Here is a 19,246-nt window from a genome sequence, read left to right on the forward strand (position 1 = left end):
AGTTAACTTAAAATCTTGTTTCTAAATAATATGGTAACATTTTTCGCCAGGACGGCCAGTCGTGAGGAATATCCTGCCCCCACACATCCAACTCATGACCAATGCCCTTCGCGTGAAGAATGCTTGATAAATAGCGTGAAGAATCCGGATCTTCATAACTGCCGGAACCGGTTACGATATGAATATGCCCACTTGAGCGATACGTTGACAGATAGGCCTCATCCTGAAGATTGCGCAGATAATGAACGGGCGAATTGAAATAAACATTGTCGTCATAATGCCCTTTGGTGTATGCCGTCAGGTCATAACAACCACTCATCGCAATGACTCCGTTAATAAGGTCCGGGCGACGAAAAAACAAATTGGCGGAGTGCAATGCCCCAAACGAAGCTCCCGTGGCAATGATCGGAGTAGTAGGACCGGTTTTACTTTTGATATAAGGGATGACTTCGTTGTAAATATATTCATTGAATTGTTGATGACGAATGCCCTTATCACGACCATTCATATGCGGATTCATCCAACTTTCGGTATTGATGCTGTTGACAGAAAATACTTTGACTTTACCTTCATTGATTGGTTTACTAATACTGTCAATGAGTTGAAAACGCTCGTATTCAAGGTAATCTGCCGCTGCCGTAGGGATCATCAAAAGGGCAAAACCATAATGCCCGTACGTGGCAATTTCCATATGCTTGTTCAATGAAGGACTGTGCCAACCGTCTAATTCGCGATACATATTGATTTTTGGATTGTTTGGAAGATTGATTTTGGATCAAATACGGCCTTTTGTTTACATAAATTGAAAGACCAATGAATAAATGAACTTTGCCAAAGTTCGCAAAACCGTTTATTTTTGACAACTTCCTAACATCATTCTTTACATGCTTGTTTCCGCCATTTGTATTTATCTGTTACTCAACGTAGTAGTGGGACTATGGGCTTCCCGTCGAATTAATACAACTGAAGATTTTGTACTGGCCGGTCGTCGCCTTCCCATGGCAATGGCTACAATGGTCACGTTTGCAACGTGGTTCGGTTCCGAAACCATGATGGGCGCGCCTTCGCATTTTCTGGAAGGTGGATTTTTGAGCGTCATTGAAGAGCCTTTCGGAGCAGCATTGTGTTTGGTACTGGTCGGCGTTTTTTTTGCTAGAACATTTTACCGTTGGAATATCATCACTTTTTGTGATTTTTTCCTGATCCGTTTCGGGCGTGCGTCCGAATTCGTCTCTGCAATCATGATCATTCCATCGTATTTTGGTTGGATCGCTGCCCAATTTGTGGCAATGGGCATTGTAGGACAAGTAATTTTTGGCTTGCCACTGACCACCGGAATTTGGGTAGGGGCTGCTTTGGTTGCCGTATATACATTGACGGGTGGAATGTGGTCAATTTCCATTACTGATTTTCTTCACAATATTATTCTCATCATCGGCCTGGTCGTATTAGCGGTGATTTTATTCACAAAAACGGGAGGAATAACGGCCGTAACGTCGCAGCAACCGGCTGATTTTTTTCGCTTTGTGCCCAAAGAAGTAACTTTCCAAAGCTACGCCGAGTACCTTGCGGCTTGGATTACCATTGGTTTGGGGTCTATTCCTCAGCAAGATGTTTTTCAGCGGGTTATGTCTTCCAAAGATGCCAATACTGCCGTAAGATCATCTATTCTGGCGGGTTTTTTGTATTTGACGGTGGCCTTGCTCCCCCTTTTTATTGCGTTGGCATCCAAGTCATTATATCCTGAGCTGATGCAGGGAGACACAAAAATGATTATTCCCAATATGGTTCTTCAACATGCGCCGCTATGGATACAAATACTGTTTTTCGGCGCATTGATTTCTGCATTATTAAGTACAAGCAGTGGCGCGATCTTGGCACCGGCGGCGGTTTTGGGGGAAAATTTGATCAAACCTTATTTTCCTAAACTTACAGACAGTCAACTCTTAACCGTTATTCGCGGTGGAGTGTTATTGGTTACGCTCGTTTCCATTTGGATGGCGCAATCCCGGCAGGATATTTTTGAATTGGTGGCCGAATCGTCGTCTATAAGCTTAGTGTCGCTGTTTGTTCCGCTAACGTTCGGATTGTACTGGAAACGAGCTACTTCTGCCGGCTGTCTGGCTTCTATGATTTTAGGATTAGGCGCATGGTTTATGTGTGAGTATGTGTGGGAAACAACATTTCCGTCCCTGATCTATGGAATTTCAGCAAGTTTGGCAGGCATGACAGCAGGGTCGTATGCTTATCCGAAGAAAGGCTGATCAATTTTCCCAACATATCCACCTGTCATGGAGGCGATGCAGGAGCCTATGTTTGGATAGAGATTAAGGTGAGGCAAGGCCGCAATTGGCTGCCAAACAATTTCGAGCGCCGTAGTCTGTGCAGGATTAATGATAGGAATTCCGCCAACGATCTGGGCACGAAAAATGCAATGAAGCACATCACCTTTGACCGATTTCACAGGCGATGACAGGACTTCGCCAACCATCAGCATTTCACCGACTTCGGTTTCTATCCCCAGCTCTTCACTAAGTTCTCTTTCAATGACCTGTGGCAGAGTTTCACCGGGATCAGGATTCCCGCCGGGCAACGCAAATACGTCGTTGCCACTGTAATTATAGCGTAGTAATAAAACGTGGTTATTTTCAATAATTAATGCTGATGGGCGTACTTTCATATCATTTAGAACCGAGAGCGAATCAGAATACTACTTTTTCGATAGTACCTTTGATTTTTAACTGATTATCAATTTTACTGTTTTTCCCGTTCTGTATCAAATTTCACGCCTATTTTTCTACTAATTGCTTAATAATCTCCCCCGGCACCTCCGCCGCCAAAATCACCGCCGCCAAATCCACCAAAACTACTGCCACCTCCGCTACTGCCACCTCCCCAGTTTCCTGATGAACTTCCCCAACCGGAGAAAGTAGTGTAAGGAATCCAGCCACCACCGCTTCGCATTCCGCCACCGCCACCGCGATTGGAGCGGGAAAAAATGACAATGATGATAATAAATACGATGACCAAGAAGATAATAACTCCTAACGAGAGACCGTCACCGCCTTCGGTTCCGTCAGATTTGTATTCGCCCGAAGCATATTTAATGATTTCGTCGGTACCGCGGTCGAGACCGCGATAGTACATTTCTGCCTTAAATTCAGGGGTAATCACTTCCCGAATGATGCGTTTGGCAATGACGTCCGGAATAGCGCCTTCCAGTCCGCGGCCGGTCGCGATGAATATCTTACGATCCTGCGGCGCCCAAAGAAGTACCAATCCATTGTCTTTGTCTTTCTGCCCTACGCCCCAACGACGGCCCAATTCAAAGGCATAATCCCCAATTGGATAGTCTCCCGTTGTTTTCACAATAACTACTGTGATCTGACTGGACGTTGAGTCGTTGTAAGCGCGCAGTTTTTGTTCAAGAGTTTCACGCTCAGTAGCGTTAAGCATTCCGACATAATCATTGACCAATCGCTTTGGTGACATAGGTTCAGGAATATCCTGTGCCCAAAGACCAACGGTCAGAAGTGAAAAATATACGATAAAAAGGAGTTGACGCATTAGGCGGAAATTTATTCGTTACCTTCACTGAAGGTTATCCAAAAGAAATATCATCTGAAAGCTCATTAGTGTCATTATCCTGGCGCGGAAAGTACTTTTTAAGCTGTTGACCCGCCTGTTCTATTCCTACGCTGAGACCTTCAGAAAACGCTTGATTTACAAAATGAGCACGCATTTGGTCTCGAATAGAGTCCCAAAATCCGGTAGGAACGCTTTCGTCAATTCCTTTATCTCCTAAGACGGCGAATTTTCGGTCCCCAACCGCCAGGTAAAACAACACTCCGTTTTTCAGCGCTGTTTGATGCATTCCCAATTGAGCAAAAACCTGTTTGGCGCGTTCCATAACGTCGGTTTCAGGGCAGTTCTTTTCAATATGAACACGTACTTCACCCGAGGTTGCCATTTCAGCCGCATGTATAGCAGCGACAATTCGCTCTTGGTCAGTTTTAGAAAAAGAGAGGTCTTGCATGAGTAAGTGGTGAATAGACAGTAATGACTATTGGGCAGAAATAATTGCTTTACTACTCATTACTGTCTACCGGTTACCGGTTAGAATTTTACTGTTGGGGCCGTTTGGGCAGATTGAGAGGCTTCAAAATACCCTTTTTGCTTGAATCCAAACATACCCGCAAACAGTGCTGCGGGGAAAGTACGAACCGATTGGTTGTATTCTTTCACTACATCGTTGAAATCATTACGAGCTACACCGATTCGGTTTTCTGTGCCTTCCAACTGAGCCTGAAGATCCAAAAAGTTCTGGTTCGCTTTCAGGTTGGGGTAATTCTCGGATACGGCCAAAAGGCGCGACAACGTTCCACTCAGTTGGTCTTGGGCGGCCTGAAATTTCTGAATATTTTCGGGAGTAAGTTGCTCTGCCGTAAGATTAATAGAAGTGGCTTTAGAACGAGCTTCCATTACGGCAGACAGCGTACTTTTTTCAAAATCAGCAGCTCCTTTTACAGTATTGACCAAGTTAGGAATCAAATCAGCACGGCGTTGATATTGCGTTTGGACTTTTGCCCACGCACTATTAACGGTTTCATCTTTACCCACGAGGCCATTGTAGGTACTACAACCGTATGCACCAAAAAGAAGAATAACAACGACGACAATAATTGTGGTTTTTGACATGGTAATGTTTACATTTTAGTTAACGGATGCAAATTTGCCCAAAGCTAAACGTTTTGTTGAAACATTTATATAAGCGGTTAGTTTTCGTTGCAAGTATGCCTTTTTTCTCTTTCATTATAATTATCCGGAACTGATTGTAATGATTTGGGAATAACCGGGCGGAGGCAAGCCCCGCCCCTACCTCTTTTTTCAGTTTTATATTTTTCGGTTTTACATTTTGCGGTTTTTCGGTTTTACATTTCTCGGTTTTTCGGTTTTACATTTCTCGGTTAAAACCATACCTTTTGATACGCCGGGCGGAGGTAAACCCCGCCCCTACTTTGTCTCATAAATCATTTCTAAAATTCCTTCCAAATATTCGCGGGAGTTGCTCAGGCGCGGTACTTTATTTTGGCCGCCCAATTTGCCGCGTTGCCCCATCCATCTATAGAAAGTTCCCGTAGGAACGTTGTGAATCAAAGGATTTAATAACGCCAGATCCATATAGCGTTTAGCATCATAATCTGAATTGGATTCGCGAAGGCGTCCGTCCAACAATGCGCAAAAAGTATCCCAATCAGCAGGCATTCGGCTAAATTCAATGATCCATTCGTGGCGACCTTTTTTCCCGTCATTCATGTAGACCGGCCCGGCTGTATAATCATTGATCACGGCACCGGTTTGTTCGCAGGCATGCGTAATAGCCGAATCAGCATTTTCGATGATCAGTTCTTCACCAAAGGCATTGATAAAATGCTTGGTTCGACCACTTATTTTGATGCGAAACGGGCTTTTAGAGGTAAATTTTATGGTATCTCCAATTTGATACCGCCACAATCCGCTGTTGGTTGAAATTACAAGGGCGTAATTTTTGTCCAATTCCACTTCTTCCAACGTCAACGCTCGCGGGTGGGGTTTCTCCCATTCTTCTACCGGTACAAATTCGTAAAAAATGCCATAATCAAGCATCAGTAACATTTCACCGGGATGGGCCAAATCATCCTGAAGAGCAAAAAAACCTTCTGAAGCATTGTAGGTTTCCATATAGGTAATCTTATCACTCGGAAAGTATTTTTTCATGAACAACTCCCGATACGGCTGAAACGCTACTGCGCCATGAATGAAAACCTCAAAATTAGGCCAAATTTCGAGCATATTTTTAGCACCTCGTTCTTCCATGATGCGATCCAGCAATACAATGGTCCAGGTAGGCACGCCTAATATACTGGTTACATTTTCCGGAGCGCAGATATCGGCCATTTTGGTCAACTTTTCCTCCCATTTATCCATCAACGCCACCTCAAGCGGTGGCGTGCGCAGATATTCGGCCCATGTCGGTAAATTGCGCATAATTACCGCCGATACATCACCTACCATTCCTCCATCTGCGTGAAAAGGATTTTCGTGCAAACTACCGCCAATAGAAAGCCCTTTTCCTTCAAATACCAGTGAATTTGGGCGATTTTGGGCATAGAGCGTCATTACATCCTTACCTCCGCGATAGTGGCAATCTTCCAGCGACTCAGGAGTAATGGGTAAGTATTTACTGCGTGAATTGGTCGTACCGGACGATTTTGAAAACCATTCCACATCCGACGGCCAAAGCACGTTTTGCTCGCCGCACAACACTCGTTCGATGTGAGGGTAAAAATCTTCGTAGGTAGAAACAGGAACGCGTTCCTGGTACTGTTTTATGTTTTGAATACTGTCATACCGGTACTTGATTCCCCAATCCGTATAGCGCGCGGCTTCGATCAGTTCGTGAAAAACCTGATGTTGAACTTCAATCGGATAGGCTTTGAAATGCTCAATGCGTTCGGCACGGCGTTTCATAAAAAAAAGAAGTATATCGTTCAGAAGTGGCACGCAGTGATCTGATTTATTTTATCAAACATAAAGAAAAGAACCGAATGAATCATACCCTATGATTCGACTAAAAATATATGCCGGTATTTATTGAGGAATTCTATCCGGATAATCGGTAATGATCCCATCCACTCCCATATTTTTAATCCGCTTCATTTCTTCGGGCGTGTTTATGGTCCAGGGAATCACTTTTATGCCCAGTGCATGAAGCTGTTGCACTTTCTCTGCGCTTAGCAATTGAAAATAAGGGCTGTATACCTCGGGGGTAAAACCTAATTCGGCTAAATTCTTTTCGATTCCCTTCAAATTACTCACCAATGCGGCCAAAGTTACTTTTTGGTAGTTTCCGGCATCCATTTGTTTTTTCCAATATTTCAGGATATTGAAATCAAAGCTTTGGAGAACAATACGGTCGGGAGGCAGTAATTTAATGATTTCTTTATAGACCAAATCGGAGAAAACGGACGGTTGAGGCTGTGATTTATCGTATTCTTTTTCCTCGCTTTTTATTTCAATATTATACCAAAACAGTGGGATATTGTTCTTCTTTCGATAGTCTTCAACGACCTGAATCATCTCACTCAAGAGCGGCTTGTAGGTTTTCAATTTTTGTTGTTGCGGAAAATTCGGGTTTCCGTTGCTTCCTACATCGTATCTTTTTATCTCGTCATAATTTAATTCATACAAAATTACTTTAGCTCCTTTTGCTACCGGCTGCCCGTTTGGATCAATGGAAAAATCGGAGTGAAAATAGGGATCATGAGATACCACTACTTGTCGGTCCTTGGAGATAACTACGTCTAATTCAAGCGTATTTACACCCAAGTCCAACGCTTTCAGAAATGCAGGAATGGTATTTTCGGGCATCAAACCGCGGCAACCGCGATGGCCTTCCCGGTTGAAAGCAGAATTTTGGGCAAAAGAGATTTGCATAAATAACACGAAATAAAGGATTCCCAAAGAGTGAAGTTTCATCTGTTGATTTTTTCATACGCTGTGCAAAGCTAATTATTTATCATAAATCTATCGAAAAGTAAGACAATAGTACTCCTCAACTACTCTCCGCAATGCACACAGATTTTTTTCAAAAACTTTTTGCATGGAAAAATTATTCCGCTACTTTTGTAGAAGAAATACGCGTTCAGCGAAAATTCGCAACAACAAATGAACATACAATATACCATTTTACAAAGCCGACTGCAACTCACCAAAACGGTGTGAGAGAGGAAGGTTTTGCGAAAAGGAAAACCCTTTCTCCTTCGAGAAAGGGTTTTTTATGAAATTACATTAATTTTGGCAAAGTTTAACCCAAAAAGTACAACTCAACAATCAACCCCTCTTTACAAACAATGAGCCAGAGAGTTCAAATTTTCGACACTACATTGCGCGACGGCGAGCAGGTTCCCGGTTGCCAATTAACCACCGATGAAAAGATTGTTGTTGCCAAGGAACTCGAAAAGCTGGGTGTTGACGTGATCGAAGCAGGTTTTCCGATTTCGAGCCCGGGTGATTTTCGGTCAGTGGTAGAAATTTCGAAGGCCGTTCGCGGACCCGTCATTTGTGCCCTCTCACGCGCCGTAAAAGGTGATATTGATGCCGCAGGAGAAGCCCTCGCTTACGCTAAATACAAACGTATCCATACAGGTTTAGGCTCGTCGGATATTCATATTCAACATAAATTTAACAGTACCCGCGAAAAGATCGTTGAGCAGGCAATTGGTGCTGTAAAGCATGCCAAAAGTTATGCAGAAGATGTAGAATTTTACTGTGAAGACGCGGGCCGTGCCGACTTGGCCTTTCTGGCGCATTTGGTAGAATCAGTGATCAAAGCCGGTGCTACGGTGGTAAATATTCCCGACACTACGGGTTATTGCCTACCTCACCAATACGGCGAACGAATCAAATATATTTTTGAGCACGCTTCCAATGCTCATTTGGCAACGATTTCCATTCACTGCCACAATGACCTTGGTCTGGCCACGGCCAATACCCTTGCGGGCGTTATGAATGGTGCACGCCAGGTAGAAGTTACGATGAACGGCATCGGAGAACGTGCCGGAAATACTTCGTTGGAAGAGGTCGTAATGGCGCTCAGAGTGCACAAAGAGCTGGGCTACGACACAGGCATCAACGCCGAATTACTATATCCTACCAGTCAATTGGTCTCCAAAATGATGCGCATGCCCGTACAAGCCAACAAGGCCATTGTAGGTCGCAACGCTTTTGCACACTCGTCGGGTATTCACCAAGATGGCTTTCTGAAGCATACACTCAATTACGAGATCATGAGTCCGACCGACGTAGGTGTCGACAAGTCGATGATCGTATTGACTGCTCGCAGCGGTCGTCACGCGTTGAAACACCGTTTGGAATTACTGGGTTTTGCGTTTGAAAAATCGGTATTGGACGAGCTTTACAAAAGATTTTTGGACGTAGCAGACATTAAAAAAGAAGTAAACGATAAAGATCTGGTTGAGTTGGCTCGTGAAGTTGTGGTGGCGTAGTCGTTATTTCAGCTGAAAAATATAAAATTTACAACAGAAAAACCGCAAAAGTGCTTTGCGGTTTTTCTGCTTTAGAAAGAAAAAATCAATCAAAGCTTCAGCGCTTAAAAATTAATACTGTGGTAGCGTGTGGTGCCGGTTACTTATAACCGACATCATAGGTTTCTCAAAACCTATACATCATTCGGTTTTAAGAAACCTATTACATCAGATTGGAGAATCTGATATTATTGTAATCGACTTACAGTTCAAACTCTTATCTCTCCCCGAATTGAGCGTTTTTGACCAACTTTTGAGTTCAAAATCATATCTGCTGCTTTTTCACCGATCATAATACACGTCGCATTAGTATTGCCCGCAATGATACGCGGCATGATCGAAGCATCGGCCACTCTGAGTCCTTCAATGCCTTTTACCCGCAACTGACTGTCTACCACCGCCATATCATCCTTCCCCATTTTGCACGTTCCTACGGGATGATATACTGTTTCTAACAATGACTTAATATGTAAAACCAAATCGTCATCCGAACTCCGATGAAGCGGCAGTATAATCTCTTTTCTACACGCCTCCAAAGCCGTAGCCTCCATTACTTCCAGTGCTTTTTTAGTACCTTTTACCAGCGTAAGCAGGTCTTCTTCGGCAGTCAAAAATCGAGGATCAATAAGTGGTGCATCAAGTGAATTTGCCGAACGAAGCCCAACATAACCAACACTTTTGGGTTTGAGAAGTGTTGGTAAAATGGTAAATCCACTCACGTGCGGATATGTATCAGGATTATAAAAATCAGCTTTTCCGTCGTTACCGATTTGTACGGGTGCAAAATGCAACTGTAAATCAACAGGATCGACACCGTCATTGATTTTCAAAAAAGCATTGGCTTCCAACGGGCTGATGGTCAACGGCCCTTTTTTAAACAATAAATATTGAATTGCTCCTTTGATTTGGTTCAGTGGCTTGAGCGTATCGTTGGCCGTTGGTATAGTAGAAAGCGCACTGACGCCCGTAAATAAATGGTCTTGAAGGTTTTTACCCACGCCCGACAAGTGCTTTTTTACCTCAATCCGATGCCGTTTCAATTCCTCGCTCTCTCCTATCCCGGAAAGCATCAGTAACTGAGGCGAATTAAATGCCCCTGCCGACAGAATGACCTCTTTTTCAGCATATACTTTTTCGACAGTATTTTTACCCGACAGAAATTCAACCCCCACTGCACGGTCGTTTTCGATCAAGATGCGATTTGTATGAGCTTTTGTAATGATCTTTAGGTTGGGTCGATGCAAAACAGGGCGCAAAAAAGCCACAGCCGTACTGCATCTTTTTTGGTTTTTAATCGTAAACTGAAACAGCCCCGCCCCTGCCTGTTCTGCACCGTTGAAATCATTGTTTTCAGGAATCCCTTTTTCGATACATGCTTTTACAAACGCATCTGCTACGGGTGTACGATATACCTGCGCACGCGTCACATTCAGCGGTCCGCGCTGTCCGTGGTAGCGATCATTAAATTGTTCATTGTGCTCCGACTTGGTAAAAAAGGGCAATACCGACTCATAATCCCAACCTTCGTTGCCCAAAGCAGCCCATTCATCATAATCGGCGCGATTGCCGCGCACGTATGCCATAGCGTTGGTAGAACTGCACCCTCCCAGTGCTTTACCTCTTGGAAGGTACAATTTGCGATTTAACACCTGTGGTTGAGGCTCAGTCTCAAAGCCCCAATCTACTTCCGTTCTATTCAGTTTGCCATAGGCAGCAGGAATATGGATTTCCATCTTTTTATCGGGTCCGCCCGCTTCCAGAAGCAACACATGATTGCCGGGGTCTTCGGAAAGGCGATTCGCCAAGACACATCCCGCCGAGCCCGCACCGATGATGATATAATCGAAAGTCATCTCCGTCAAAGGTTTAGTTTTTCAGGAAATGTACAAATTTTTCTTAAAATCAGATATATTTATCAAGCATTATTCTTCTGCTTAACTCATGGTTTTTTCAGAGCCCGCAATCCCCTGCCCGAAAGCGACAGCGATGCACTGTGTGAAATAGTAGGTATCATAAAGTAGTATGGGTCATTACCAAAACCAAACAAGTGATTGCCTTTGAGTCCAACCAAGATTGGTTGGTATCGAATTGGCGCAAAGGCATTGAAATCTTCAATAGAATTACGCTTAATATTCCTTCTTACTTAGAAAAAGAAGGAATCCCTTTAGAATAAATGCTAATTTTGGGGTTCAATTTCAATTGTTGAATGGCACATAACCTCAAACTCAAAAAACCTTTAGCGGTTTTCGACTTAGAAACCACCGGTATCAATATTCAGAAAGATCGCATTGTAGAAATCAGCGTGGTCAAAGCCCTGATGAATGGTGAAATAGAAAGTAAGACGTTTCGCGTCAATCCCGGAATGCCGATTCCAATAGAATCCAGCCTGATCCACGGAATTTATGATGAAGACGTGAAGGATTGCCCTACGTTTAAAAATTTTGCTAAAACATTGGCCCAGTTTTTAATAGGATGTGATTTAGCGGGCTTTAACTCCAACCGTTTTGATGTGCCGATGTTAGTGGAAGAATTTCTCCGTGCCGACGTTGATTTTGACATTAAAAATCGGAAACTCGTAGATGCTCAGCGCATTTTTCACATGATGGAGCCCCGCAATTTAAGCGCTGCTTATAAGTTTTACTGCGGCAAAGACTTGGAAAATGCCCACAGCGCCTATGCCGATACGATGGCTACGTTTGAGGTATTATGCGCCCAAATTGACCGCTACGAAGGCGTAAAGATCAAAAACGAAAAAGGAGAATTGTTTGAGCCGGTGCAAAATGACATGGAAGCCCTGCATAATTTGGCAGCCTCCAAAATTGTCGACTTTGCCAATCGGATGGCTTACAATGCCAAAGGAGAAGAAATCATTAACTTCGGCAAGCACAGCGGCAAGCGCGTAGTGGACGTGCTCACACAAGAGCCTGCCTATTACGACTGGATGATGAAAGGGGATTTCCCGCTGGATACCAAACGTAAACTCACCGAGATCAAAATGCGTATGGCTTTTGGCGGACGCAAATAAAAATACAAATCATTACAAATGAAGGAGGCGGATCTGTTGGTATCAACAGATCCGCCTCCTTCATTTGTAATAAAAAATTTCCTACGTTTTAAGCTTTTTCTTCTTTGCGGCGGGGAATAAAATATTATTCAAAATCAACCGATAACCCGCCGAATTGGGGTGCAAATTTAAATCGGTTGGTTCTTCATTGATCTCATGACGATAATCTTCAGGATCATGACCTCCGTAAAACGTGAAGAAGCCTTTTCCAAACGTACTATGGATGTAACGAGCCTCACCCGCTGCGCGATTTTCGGCCAAAATAATCACTTCAGGTTTAATATATTGCTTTTTAAAGGCCGTGGTTTGACCCATAAATCCTTTAATGATTTGCTGGTGATTTTGGGTCAACATCGTAGGCACAGGATCCCACTTTGCCGAAAACTGAAACAATGTGAAATAGTCATTTGCTTCAGTCAATCCACGATCATTGGGTTGGCTGTCTACTGTTGAGAATTCAATCTCATAAGGATTTGTTACGACCTGAAAGTTTTGGAACGCAAAAGTTTGTGTAAAATCCAGTTTCTTTTGGGCGGCAGGATCGGTACCGTCACCGTCGTAGAGTACATCGGCAATATCGGTATTTTGCGCGGCCAAGGCCACGTCATAGGTATCGGTGGCATTGCACATGGCAAACATATATCCTCCCCCGGCTACGTATTCCTGTACTTTTTTGGCAACCGCCAATTTTAACTTAGACACTTTTGTGAATCCCCATTTGGCCGCAATATCTTCCGCTTCCCGCTTTTGAGCACGGTACCAGGGATAATCCCGAAAATGGAAGAATTTGCCGTATTGCCCCGTAAAATCCTCGTGGTGAAGGTGTAACCAATCATATTCGGCCAGTTTTCCCTGCATTACATCATCGTCATATATAATATCGTAGGGAATTTCCGCATAGGTCATTACAAGCGTCACGGCATCGTCCCAAGGTTGTTTTGTTTTGGGGGAGTAGACAGCTACTTTGGGCGCTTTATGCAGTTTTACATTGTCCATATTCGCATCAGGCTGTGCTACTTCGTTCAAAATAGCGGTGCTTTGCGCGTCTGAAATAACGTCATAACTAATTCCTCTGATCACCAATTCGTTAACAACCCGTTGGCTCCAATCAAGCATAAAACTTCCGCCCCGATAATTGAGTAGCCAATCAATTTCAGTATCGTACGAACGGAGAACCCAATAGGCCAATCCGTAAGCTTTCAAGTGATTTTTTTGAGCTTCATCCATCGGAATAAAGACTTTAGAAGCCCATGCTCCCTGAACTAAGCCAAAAAAAATGATAAGTGGTAGGATGCACCGTTTCATCGGTTTGTGGATTTACTTTTTGATGTTGACTTTTGTATAAACGAATATACTACAAAAAACGTGCAGAAAAAGTACCGGGAGACAGATTTCGGAAGCGAGTATAAAAATAAATGATATACTGCCTTCTCACTCTTCGCTGCCGACTTCTAACTTATAAAAATGAATCTCCTCGAAAACATCCGCGAAGGGCTCCGTTCGATTCAATCGAATATGCTCCGAACCGTCCTGACGGCACTTATTATAGCCATTGGGATCACGTCATTGGTAGGGATCTTGACCGCTATTGATGGCATGCAAAGCTCAGTCAACAACAGTTTTGCTGATCTGGGAGCGAATACTTTTGATATTATGGGTCCACGCCCATTCAGACGCCGCTCCGCAGGACGCAGTGAAAAAGATTTCCCGCCCGTCAACTACCGACAAGCACTTCAATATAAGCGTGAAATTAAAGACACTTATAATGCAACGGTCTCTATTTCATCCAACGTGGGTGGCGCCGTACAGGTCAAATACCGTTCGCAAAAAACCAACCCCAATTCGCGCATTATCGGGATTGATGATAACTACATGGCCATTAAAGGATATAAACTTAGTGGCGGTCGTAACTTATCACAAACCGATCTGGACAATGGGCTCAATGTGGCCATCATCGGTTCTGAAATTGCGCAAAAATTATTTGAAGGCAAAATCGACCCCATTAATCAGGAAGTGATCGTGCGGGGGAATCAATACAAAGTTGTAGGTGTGCTTGAGAAAAAAGGCTCACTGACAGGAGGGGGAGATGACCGTATTTTATTAGTACCGTTAGAAAACGGCAGAGCATTAGCCGCCAATCGACAACTTACCTTTGATATCACTACCACCGTCAACAGCGGCGAGGATCAAGCGCTTATCATTGAAGAAGCGCGCGGCATTATGCGACGGATCCGTAAAGACCGCATCGGAAAAGCTGATTCGTTTGAAATAGAAAGCGCCGATGCCATCGCCAAAGATTTCGAGAATATCTCGGGCTATTTACGCATCGGTGGATTTGGGATCGGAATCATTACCTTGTTAGGTGCGGCCATTGCTTTAATGAATATCATGCTTGTTTCGGTAACAGAGCGTACGCGTGAAATCGGCATACGAAAATCGCTCGGTGCCACCCCACGGCTTATACGTCTTCAATTTTTGATCGAAGCCATTGTTGTTTGCATCTTGGGTGGAATCGGCGGGCTCATCCTCGGAATTGGGATCGGAAACGTGATTTCCAAGCTCATCAGCGCAAATGCCAGTTTTATTGTGCCTTGGTTTTGGATGTTTATGGGCATATTGGTTTGCATTATTGTCGGAATTGTTTCAGGAATTTATCCGGCCATAAAAGCCTCACGCTTAGACCCAATCGAGGCATTACGCTATGAATAGTCGATTTTTATCAAAAAAAATCACTTAAAAACTTGCATAGTATTCTGTAGAGACTACTTTTGCAGTCCCGTTTCCAATCAGATGCCCGGGTGGCGGAATCGGTAGACGCGTTGGTCTCAAACACCAATGGGGTCACACCCGTGCCGGTTCGACTCCGGCCCCGGGTACATCTAACCACTAGTAAGATTAGCTCAAAGTGAAAACTTTGGGCTTTTTGCGTTTTAAGCCCTTTTGCTTCTCGTTGATTTTCAGACACTCCGGATTTTTCTTACAGTAATTTCTTACAGCGGAATTCGTGGCATTTCTATGCTTTGAAGACCGCTTGATAACTATACTCCTGTTTAACCTTTAAATAATTACATTTTTCTTATTTGGCATAGTACCACGGGTCAAACCAACCAAATAAGACAATGTTTGACACCAACAAAATGACTATCCGTTTTTGGCTCCGCACCAATTGTGTACACCCTGAAGCAACGAATGCTCCGCTTTATTGCCACATTCGAATTAATGGGGTCCATACGAATGATTTCTCTGTTGACCTATCCATTCCAATTGAGTTTTGGAATGCAAAGTCACAGGAGGTTAATCTTGCTCATCCTCTGGCCGAACAACTTAACACGGCTATCCTAAACGAAAAACGTAAACTGCTGCGACTCAAAGAAGAAATGGAGGAAAAACAACAGTACGTTTCTGCCTCTATTCTGAAAAGCAAGTATATTACCTACAAGAAGCAGCGACTGCAACTGGCAAAAGAAGCCAATGCAAAGAAATCCAATGAGCCTACCTTCTTTAAGATTATGGAAGAATTTATAAAAAAAAAACGAAAAATAAAGCATTTAATACTTCCAAAAATAACAACACCTGGAAAAACAACTGGAAAGCATTTCTCCTAAAGGAAGGAATACTCAAAATTGCAGCCCGAGATATAACTGCTAAAATGGGTGAAAAGCTGATAGAGTTTTTACAGGAACGTATTAAAAGTAACAGCCATATCTCCAATCATATAACATTGGCCAGAAAAGTAATGAATAAAGCAATTATTGATGGATTTGCCACATGGAACCCTTTTCTAGCCATTACCCATTCCTATGAAAGTAATTTTGACCCCGAAGGTTTGGAAGCGGAGCAGGTTGTCAAATTACTCACCTGTCGCCATTATACTGAAAGACAGCAAAAGGTAGTAGATGCCTTTTTATTCATGGCTGCTTCATCTATGGACCATTGCGATTATCTGCACGATTATTGGAGCCTATCTTTTGAAGATGATCGTTATTGGATCACTTATCCCAGACAAAAGAATGCCCACCGCCCTAATCAACCTGATGCAATACCCTTTGTTCTTGATTTTGGACTATATATTTGGAAGAAGTACGGGAAAGATGTAAATAGGCTCCCCCGAATGTCACTCCCGGAAATGAACCGTGTGATAAAAGTGGCTGCTCGGATTGCCGGAGTAGAGTTTAAGAAGCTTACATCTAAACGGGCTCGAAAGACCTATGCCAATGTATGTTCCAATGATATTGGTTTAACAGACGAAGCTTTAATGTATCTGATGGGGCATACTACTACCAAGCACCTGAGAGCCTACCGAAAAATCAAACGAAGAAGAGTTCTCTCTGAATTAAATAAACTAAATGAGCATTAATGTCTATACTTTGGCATGATTCACTAGAACTAAGTCTCAAGTGCCCCTACGTGGATTCCAATGTAATAGCAAATAAAAAGAAACAAACTTGGGTTCCAATGTGGGTCAAATTTAGATGATGCACAAACGCAAAAGCTTCAAAATCAGCATTTTGAAGCTTTTCGCTGTTTCATACTTTAAGTATATTTATAGGAACGTCAATGAAAGGGTTTGTTACTCCCTTTTTTGTAAAATTACGGTCATTATCCCCTTACATCTAAAAAGCCTAATGTTTAGGCACAGCCTAACTTATTAAGTTTGAAAGATACATATCCGATTTGATAAAAATCAACTTCTTCTTTCATTTACAGGGCTTTTGAGCGATCCCTTCTAACAGTGTTAGATTCCCTAAAATGCTTACAGCTAGCATGATTAGCTTGACCTTGTATATTTCATTGAATAAATATTTCAAAAAAGGCTTGCAAGATACAGTTTTGTCCGTAATTTTGTCCGTGTCCGTAAATATGTCCGCAACTATGATACGAATTAAATATTACTTAGATAAAGCTGATAAAAATAAAAAGTCTCCTATTCATCTTTTTATTAGGCAAAAAATCAACTTAAAAGTGGCAACTGGAGAGAAAATTCTAGAAAAAGATTGGGACAAGAAAAATCAAGTTGTTTTAGAAACAGAGGAGAACTATAAATCAATAAATAAATTTTTAGCTTTTCTAAAAAAAGAAGCTGAAAATTATTTAGCAACTGAGCCACATTTAAATCTTACAGAAAAAAATATAAAAGAAAAGATATCGTCCTTAGTTAATATTCGAAAAGAAAATGCAGAATTAAAAATTGTTTGTGGTGAAAATAGTGTCTATGAAAATAAAGAAAAAATCTCCTTTATAGATTTATTTGCTGGTGCAGGAGGATTTAGTGAAGGCTTTTTGCAGGCTGAATATGGGGATCGAATTTATGATTTTTTATTGGGAAGTGATATAAATGAAAACTGTGAGCTTACTCATGTAGCCAGATATAATCACCAATTGGGAATAGATGCAGAGTTTTTACGTCAGGATATTACAGAGCCTGATTTTTTGGACACTCTACTAAAAAAACTTAAAAACAAAAAAGTTGATGTAATATGTGGCGGGCCTCCTTGCCAGAGTTTTAGCTTAGCAGGGAAGCGTAAAAAGTTCGATAAAAAAGACGATTTATTTGCGCATTATCTGACAGTTATTAGAGCACTTCGCCCTAAATATTTTATTATGGAAAATGTAAAGGGTATTTTAACGAAGGAAGGAGGAAAAGTTAAAGATATGATCTTACAAGAAATCAAGTCGATAGTTGATTTAAATGATTTTCACTTATTGCTTTCATTTCTTTCAAAGCTTAGAAAAAATGAGACTGAAAAAGCATTTACTTTAGATTGTTATAGCTTACGGCTTCAATTCGAAAGCTCAACTGAAAAAGATATTGAGAAACTAAGGAATAATTACATTGGAAATATTGAAAACAAATTCAGGATATTAACCCCAAAAATCGTAAGCTACAAGACAAGTCGGACAGATAAAAATATTAGTACAATTCGACATGGACTCGATTTATTAAAAAGAAATAAAGAATTAGCATATATAAGAAAAAAAATCATAAATGAAAAATCACAAAATGATTTAGATAATGACTTTTTTGTTGACAAATTTGATGAATTTTTAAGTGCGATTGAATCAGATTCTATTATAGATCAAATTAAAATAGCCTTCTCAAATTTACAATCTTCTGGAAAGTTTCAATCTGAAATTGATGAAATAATTTCTGCAATAGAGATTTATAATTATTCATTTGATGAGTGCATACAAGGATTAAGATTTTTTGCAATAAACAAAAAGGTGGAGAATGAATTCGACGATATATTGTCACATATAAGATTATACAATATTGATCAACCTTTTATAGCATTAGCTTCTAACTATGGCGTACCACAAAATAGAGAAAGAGTTCTATTTATAGGATGCCGTAAAGATCAAAAGGTGATAAGAGATATTCCTGTAACTGTATCAGGAAAAGAAAAAGTTACTGTTTTTGAAGCACTTTATGACTTAGATATAATAGGCAATGATGAAGAAAAATTCACATATGAGAATATTGATTTGAAGTCGAAATACAATGGAAAAACAGAAAAAATGGAGCTTTTAATAAGGAAAAGAGCCATTGACGGGAAGTTAGATAATAAGCAAGGTATGACCTATGCCGAATGGTCTAGAAAAGGGCGTCTGAATGGTCGTTTTCTAAATATGAAACACCCATTTTATGTTAAAAATTTTAGCGAATTGAGTAACTGTTCAACTCACATAGTTGCACCGCTACATAATCATAAAACTAGTAAGCAAAATGAAGATGTGCTTAAGAGGTTAGAAATTATTCAAAATGCTGGAGATTATGAACAGGCAAAAAAGCGATTAAAAGAAGTAGGCCTTGATTCTGAAAAAAGAAATTATAACGTATTAAAACCTGACTTACAAAGCCCTACAGTGATGACGATACCCGACGACTATATACATTTTGCTAGCCCAAGAGCATTAACAGTTCGTGAAATGGCAAGGTTACAGTCGTTTGATGATTCTTTTGTTTTTCAAGGAAAAAGAACAACAGGAGGCAAGGACAGGAAACATACAGTTCCTCAATATACTCTTGTAGGTAATGCCGTACCACCGTTAATGGCCAAAGCAATTGCGCTAGAAATATTAAAACATATCCATTAAA

17 protein-coding genes and 1 tRNA gene are annotated in these 19,246 nt (G+C 41.6%); 9 read left to right on the top strand and 9 right to left on the bottom strand.

Going from position 1 to position 19,246, the window contains the following annotated elements; all coding sequences use genetic code 11:
- Positions 1-7: 7 nt before the first annotated feature.
- Positions 8-739 (bottom strand): esterase family protein, encoded by a 732-nt coding sequence (locus tag ACQY73_RS12715; RefSeq protein ID WP_428666402.1) that lies wholly within the window; start codon positions 737-739, stop codon positions 8-10.
- A gap of 145 nt (positions 740-884) precedes the next feature.
- On the opposite strand from ACQY73_RS12715, the gene ACQY73_RS12720 reads away from it, so the two are divergent.
- A complete protein-coding gene (locus tag ACQY73_RS12720) occupies positions 885-2,264 on the top strand; it encodes a sodium:solute symporter family protein (RefSeq protein WP_428666404.1) in 1,380 nt (459 codons plus the stop codon).
- Here ACQY73_RS12720 and ACQY73_RS12725 read toward each other — a convergent pair.
- The 6 genes from ACQY73_RS12725 to ACQY73_RS12750 all read right to left on the bottom strand — a co-directional run bounded on the left by ACQY73_RS12725 (position 2,246) and on the right by ACQY73_RS12750 (position 7,476).
- A complete protein-coding gene (locus tag ACQY73_RS12725; RefSeq protein WP_428666407.1) occupies positions 2,246-2,680 on the bottom strand; it encodes an NUDIX domain-containing protein in 435 nt (144 codons plus the stop codon). The genes ACQY73_RS12720 and ACQY73_RS12725 overlap by 19 nt on opposite strands.
- Positions 2,681-2,808: 128 nt before the next feature.
- Positions 2,809-3,567, bottom strand: coding sequence for a TPM domain-containing protein (locus ACQY73_RS12730; RefSeq protein ID WP_428666410.1), 759 nt, complete (start codon positions 3,565-3,567; stop codon positions 2,809-2,811).
- Positions 3,568-3,601: 34 nt separating this feature from the next.
- Positions 3,602-4,036 carry a TPM domain-containing protein gene (locus tag ACQY73_RS12735; RefSeq protein WP_428666413.1) on the bottom strand — a complete coding sequence of 145 codons (435 nt, stop codon included), beginning with the start codon at positions 4,034-4,036 and terminating at the stop codon, positions 3,602-3,604.
- 80 nt (positions 4,037-4,116) lie between these two features.
- Entirely contained in the window at positions 4,117-4,698 is a 582-nt protein-coding gene (locus ACQY73_RS12740; protein WP_428666415.1) for a LemA family protein, read from the bottom strand.
- A 315-nt stretch (positions 4,699-5,013) separates the two neighbouring features.
- A complete protein-coding gene (locus ACQY73_RS12745; protein ID WP_428666418.1) occupies positions 5,014-6,510 on the bottom strand; it encodes a GH3 auxin-responsive promoter family protein in 1,497 nt (498 codons plus the stop codon).
- Between the two features lie 120 nt (positions 6,511-6,630).
- Entirely contained in the window at positions 6,631-7,476 is an 846-nt protein-coding gene (locus ACQY73_RS12750) for a glycerophosphodiester phosphodiesterase family protein (protein WP_428668455.1), read from the bottom strand.
- 416 nt (positions 7,477-7,892) lie between these two features.
- Between ACQY73_RS12750 and ACQY73_RS12755 the strand changes: the two genes are divergently transcribed.
- Complete coding sequence (locus tag ACQY73_RS12755) at positions 7,893-9,047, top strand: 2-isopropylmalate synthase (protein WP_428666420.1); 1,155 nt, start codon at positions 7,893-7,895, stop codon at positions 9,045-9,047.
- A gap of 248 nt (positions 9,048-9,295) precedes the next feature.
- Here the strand turns inward: ACQY73_RS12755 and ACQY73_RS12760 are convergent, their stop codons facing one another.
- Complete coding sequence (locus ACQY73_RS12760; RefSeq protein WP_428666423.1) at positions 9,296-10,939, bottom strand: GMC family oxidoreductase; 1,644 nt, start codon at positions 10,937-10,939, stop codon at positions 9,296-9,298.
- A gap of 194 nt (positions 10,940-11,133) precedes the next feature.
- On the opposite strand from ACQY73_RS12760, the gene ACQY73_RS12765 reads away from it, so the two are divergent.
- On the top strand, positions 11,134-11,259 hold the full coding sequence (locus ACQY73_RS12765; protein WP_428666425.1) for a hypothetical protein: 126 nt from the start codon (positions 11,134-11,136) through the stop codon (positions 11,257-11,259).
- Between the two features lie 33 nt (positions 11,260-11,292).
- Entirely contained in the window at positions 11,293-12,111 is an 819-nt protein-coding gene (locus ACQY73_RS12770) for an exonuclease domain-containing protein (RefSeq protein ID WP_428666428.1), read from the top strand.
- 81 nt (positions 12,112-12,192) lie between these two features.
- On the opposite strand, the gene ACQY73_RS12775 is transcribed toward ACQY73_RS12770, so the two are convergent.
- Complete coding sequence (locus ACQY73_RS12775) at positions 12,193-13,455, bottom strand: asparagine synthetase B (protein WP_428666430.1); 1,263 nt, start codon at positions 13,453-13,455, stop codon at positions 12,193-12,195.
- A gap of 159 nt (positions 13,456-13,614) precedes the next feature.
- Here ACQY73_RS12775 and ACQY73_RS12780 point away from each other — a divergent pair, with 159 nt between their 5' ends.
- From ACQY73_RS12780 to ACQY73_RS12800, 5 genes are all read left to right on the top strand, one after another.
- A complete protein-coding gene (locus ACQY73_RS12780) occupies positions 13,615-14,859 on the top strand; it encodes an ABC transporter permease (protein ID WP_428666433.1) in 1,245 nt (414 codons plus the stop codon).
- Positions 14,860-14,942: 83 nt separating this feature from the next.
- Positions 14,943-15,026: transfer RNA gene (locus ACQY73_RS12785), tRNA-Leu, on the top strand.
- Between the two features lie 261 nt (positions 15,027-15,287).
- Positions 15,288-15,755 carry an Arm DNA-binding domain-containing protein gene (locus tag ACQY73_RS12790; protein WP_428666436.1) on the top strand — a complete coding sequence of 156 codons (468 nt, stop codon included), beginning with the start codon at positions 15,288-15,290 and terminating at the stop codon, positions 15,753-15,755.
- Positions 15,668-16,507: a phage integrase SAM-like domain-containing protein gene (locus ACQY73_RS12795; protein ID WP_428668457.1), complete on the top strand. Its 840-nt coding sequence runs from the start codon at positions 15,668-15,670 to the stop codon at positions 16,505-16,507. The genes ACQY73_RS12790 and ACQY73_RS12795 overlap by 88 nt, the downstream gene beginning before the upstream one ends.
- 515 nt (positions 16,508-17,022) lie before the next feature.
- Positions 17,023-19,245, top strand: a complete 2,223-nt coding sequence (locus ACQY73_RS12800; RefSeq protein ID WP_428666439.1) for a DNA cytosine methyltransferase — start codon at positions 17,023-17,025, stop codon at positions 19,243-19,245.
- Position 19,246 lies beyond the last annotated feature (1 nt).

The organism is Runella sp., assembly GCF_965279615.1.
Lineage (GTDB): Bacteria > Bacteroidota > Bacteroidia > Cytophagales > Spirosomataceae > Runella.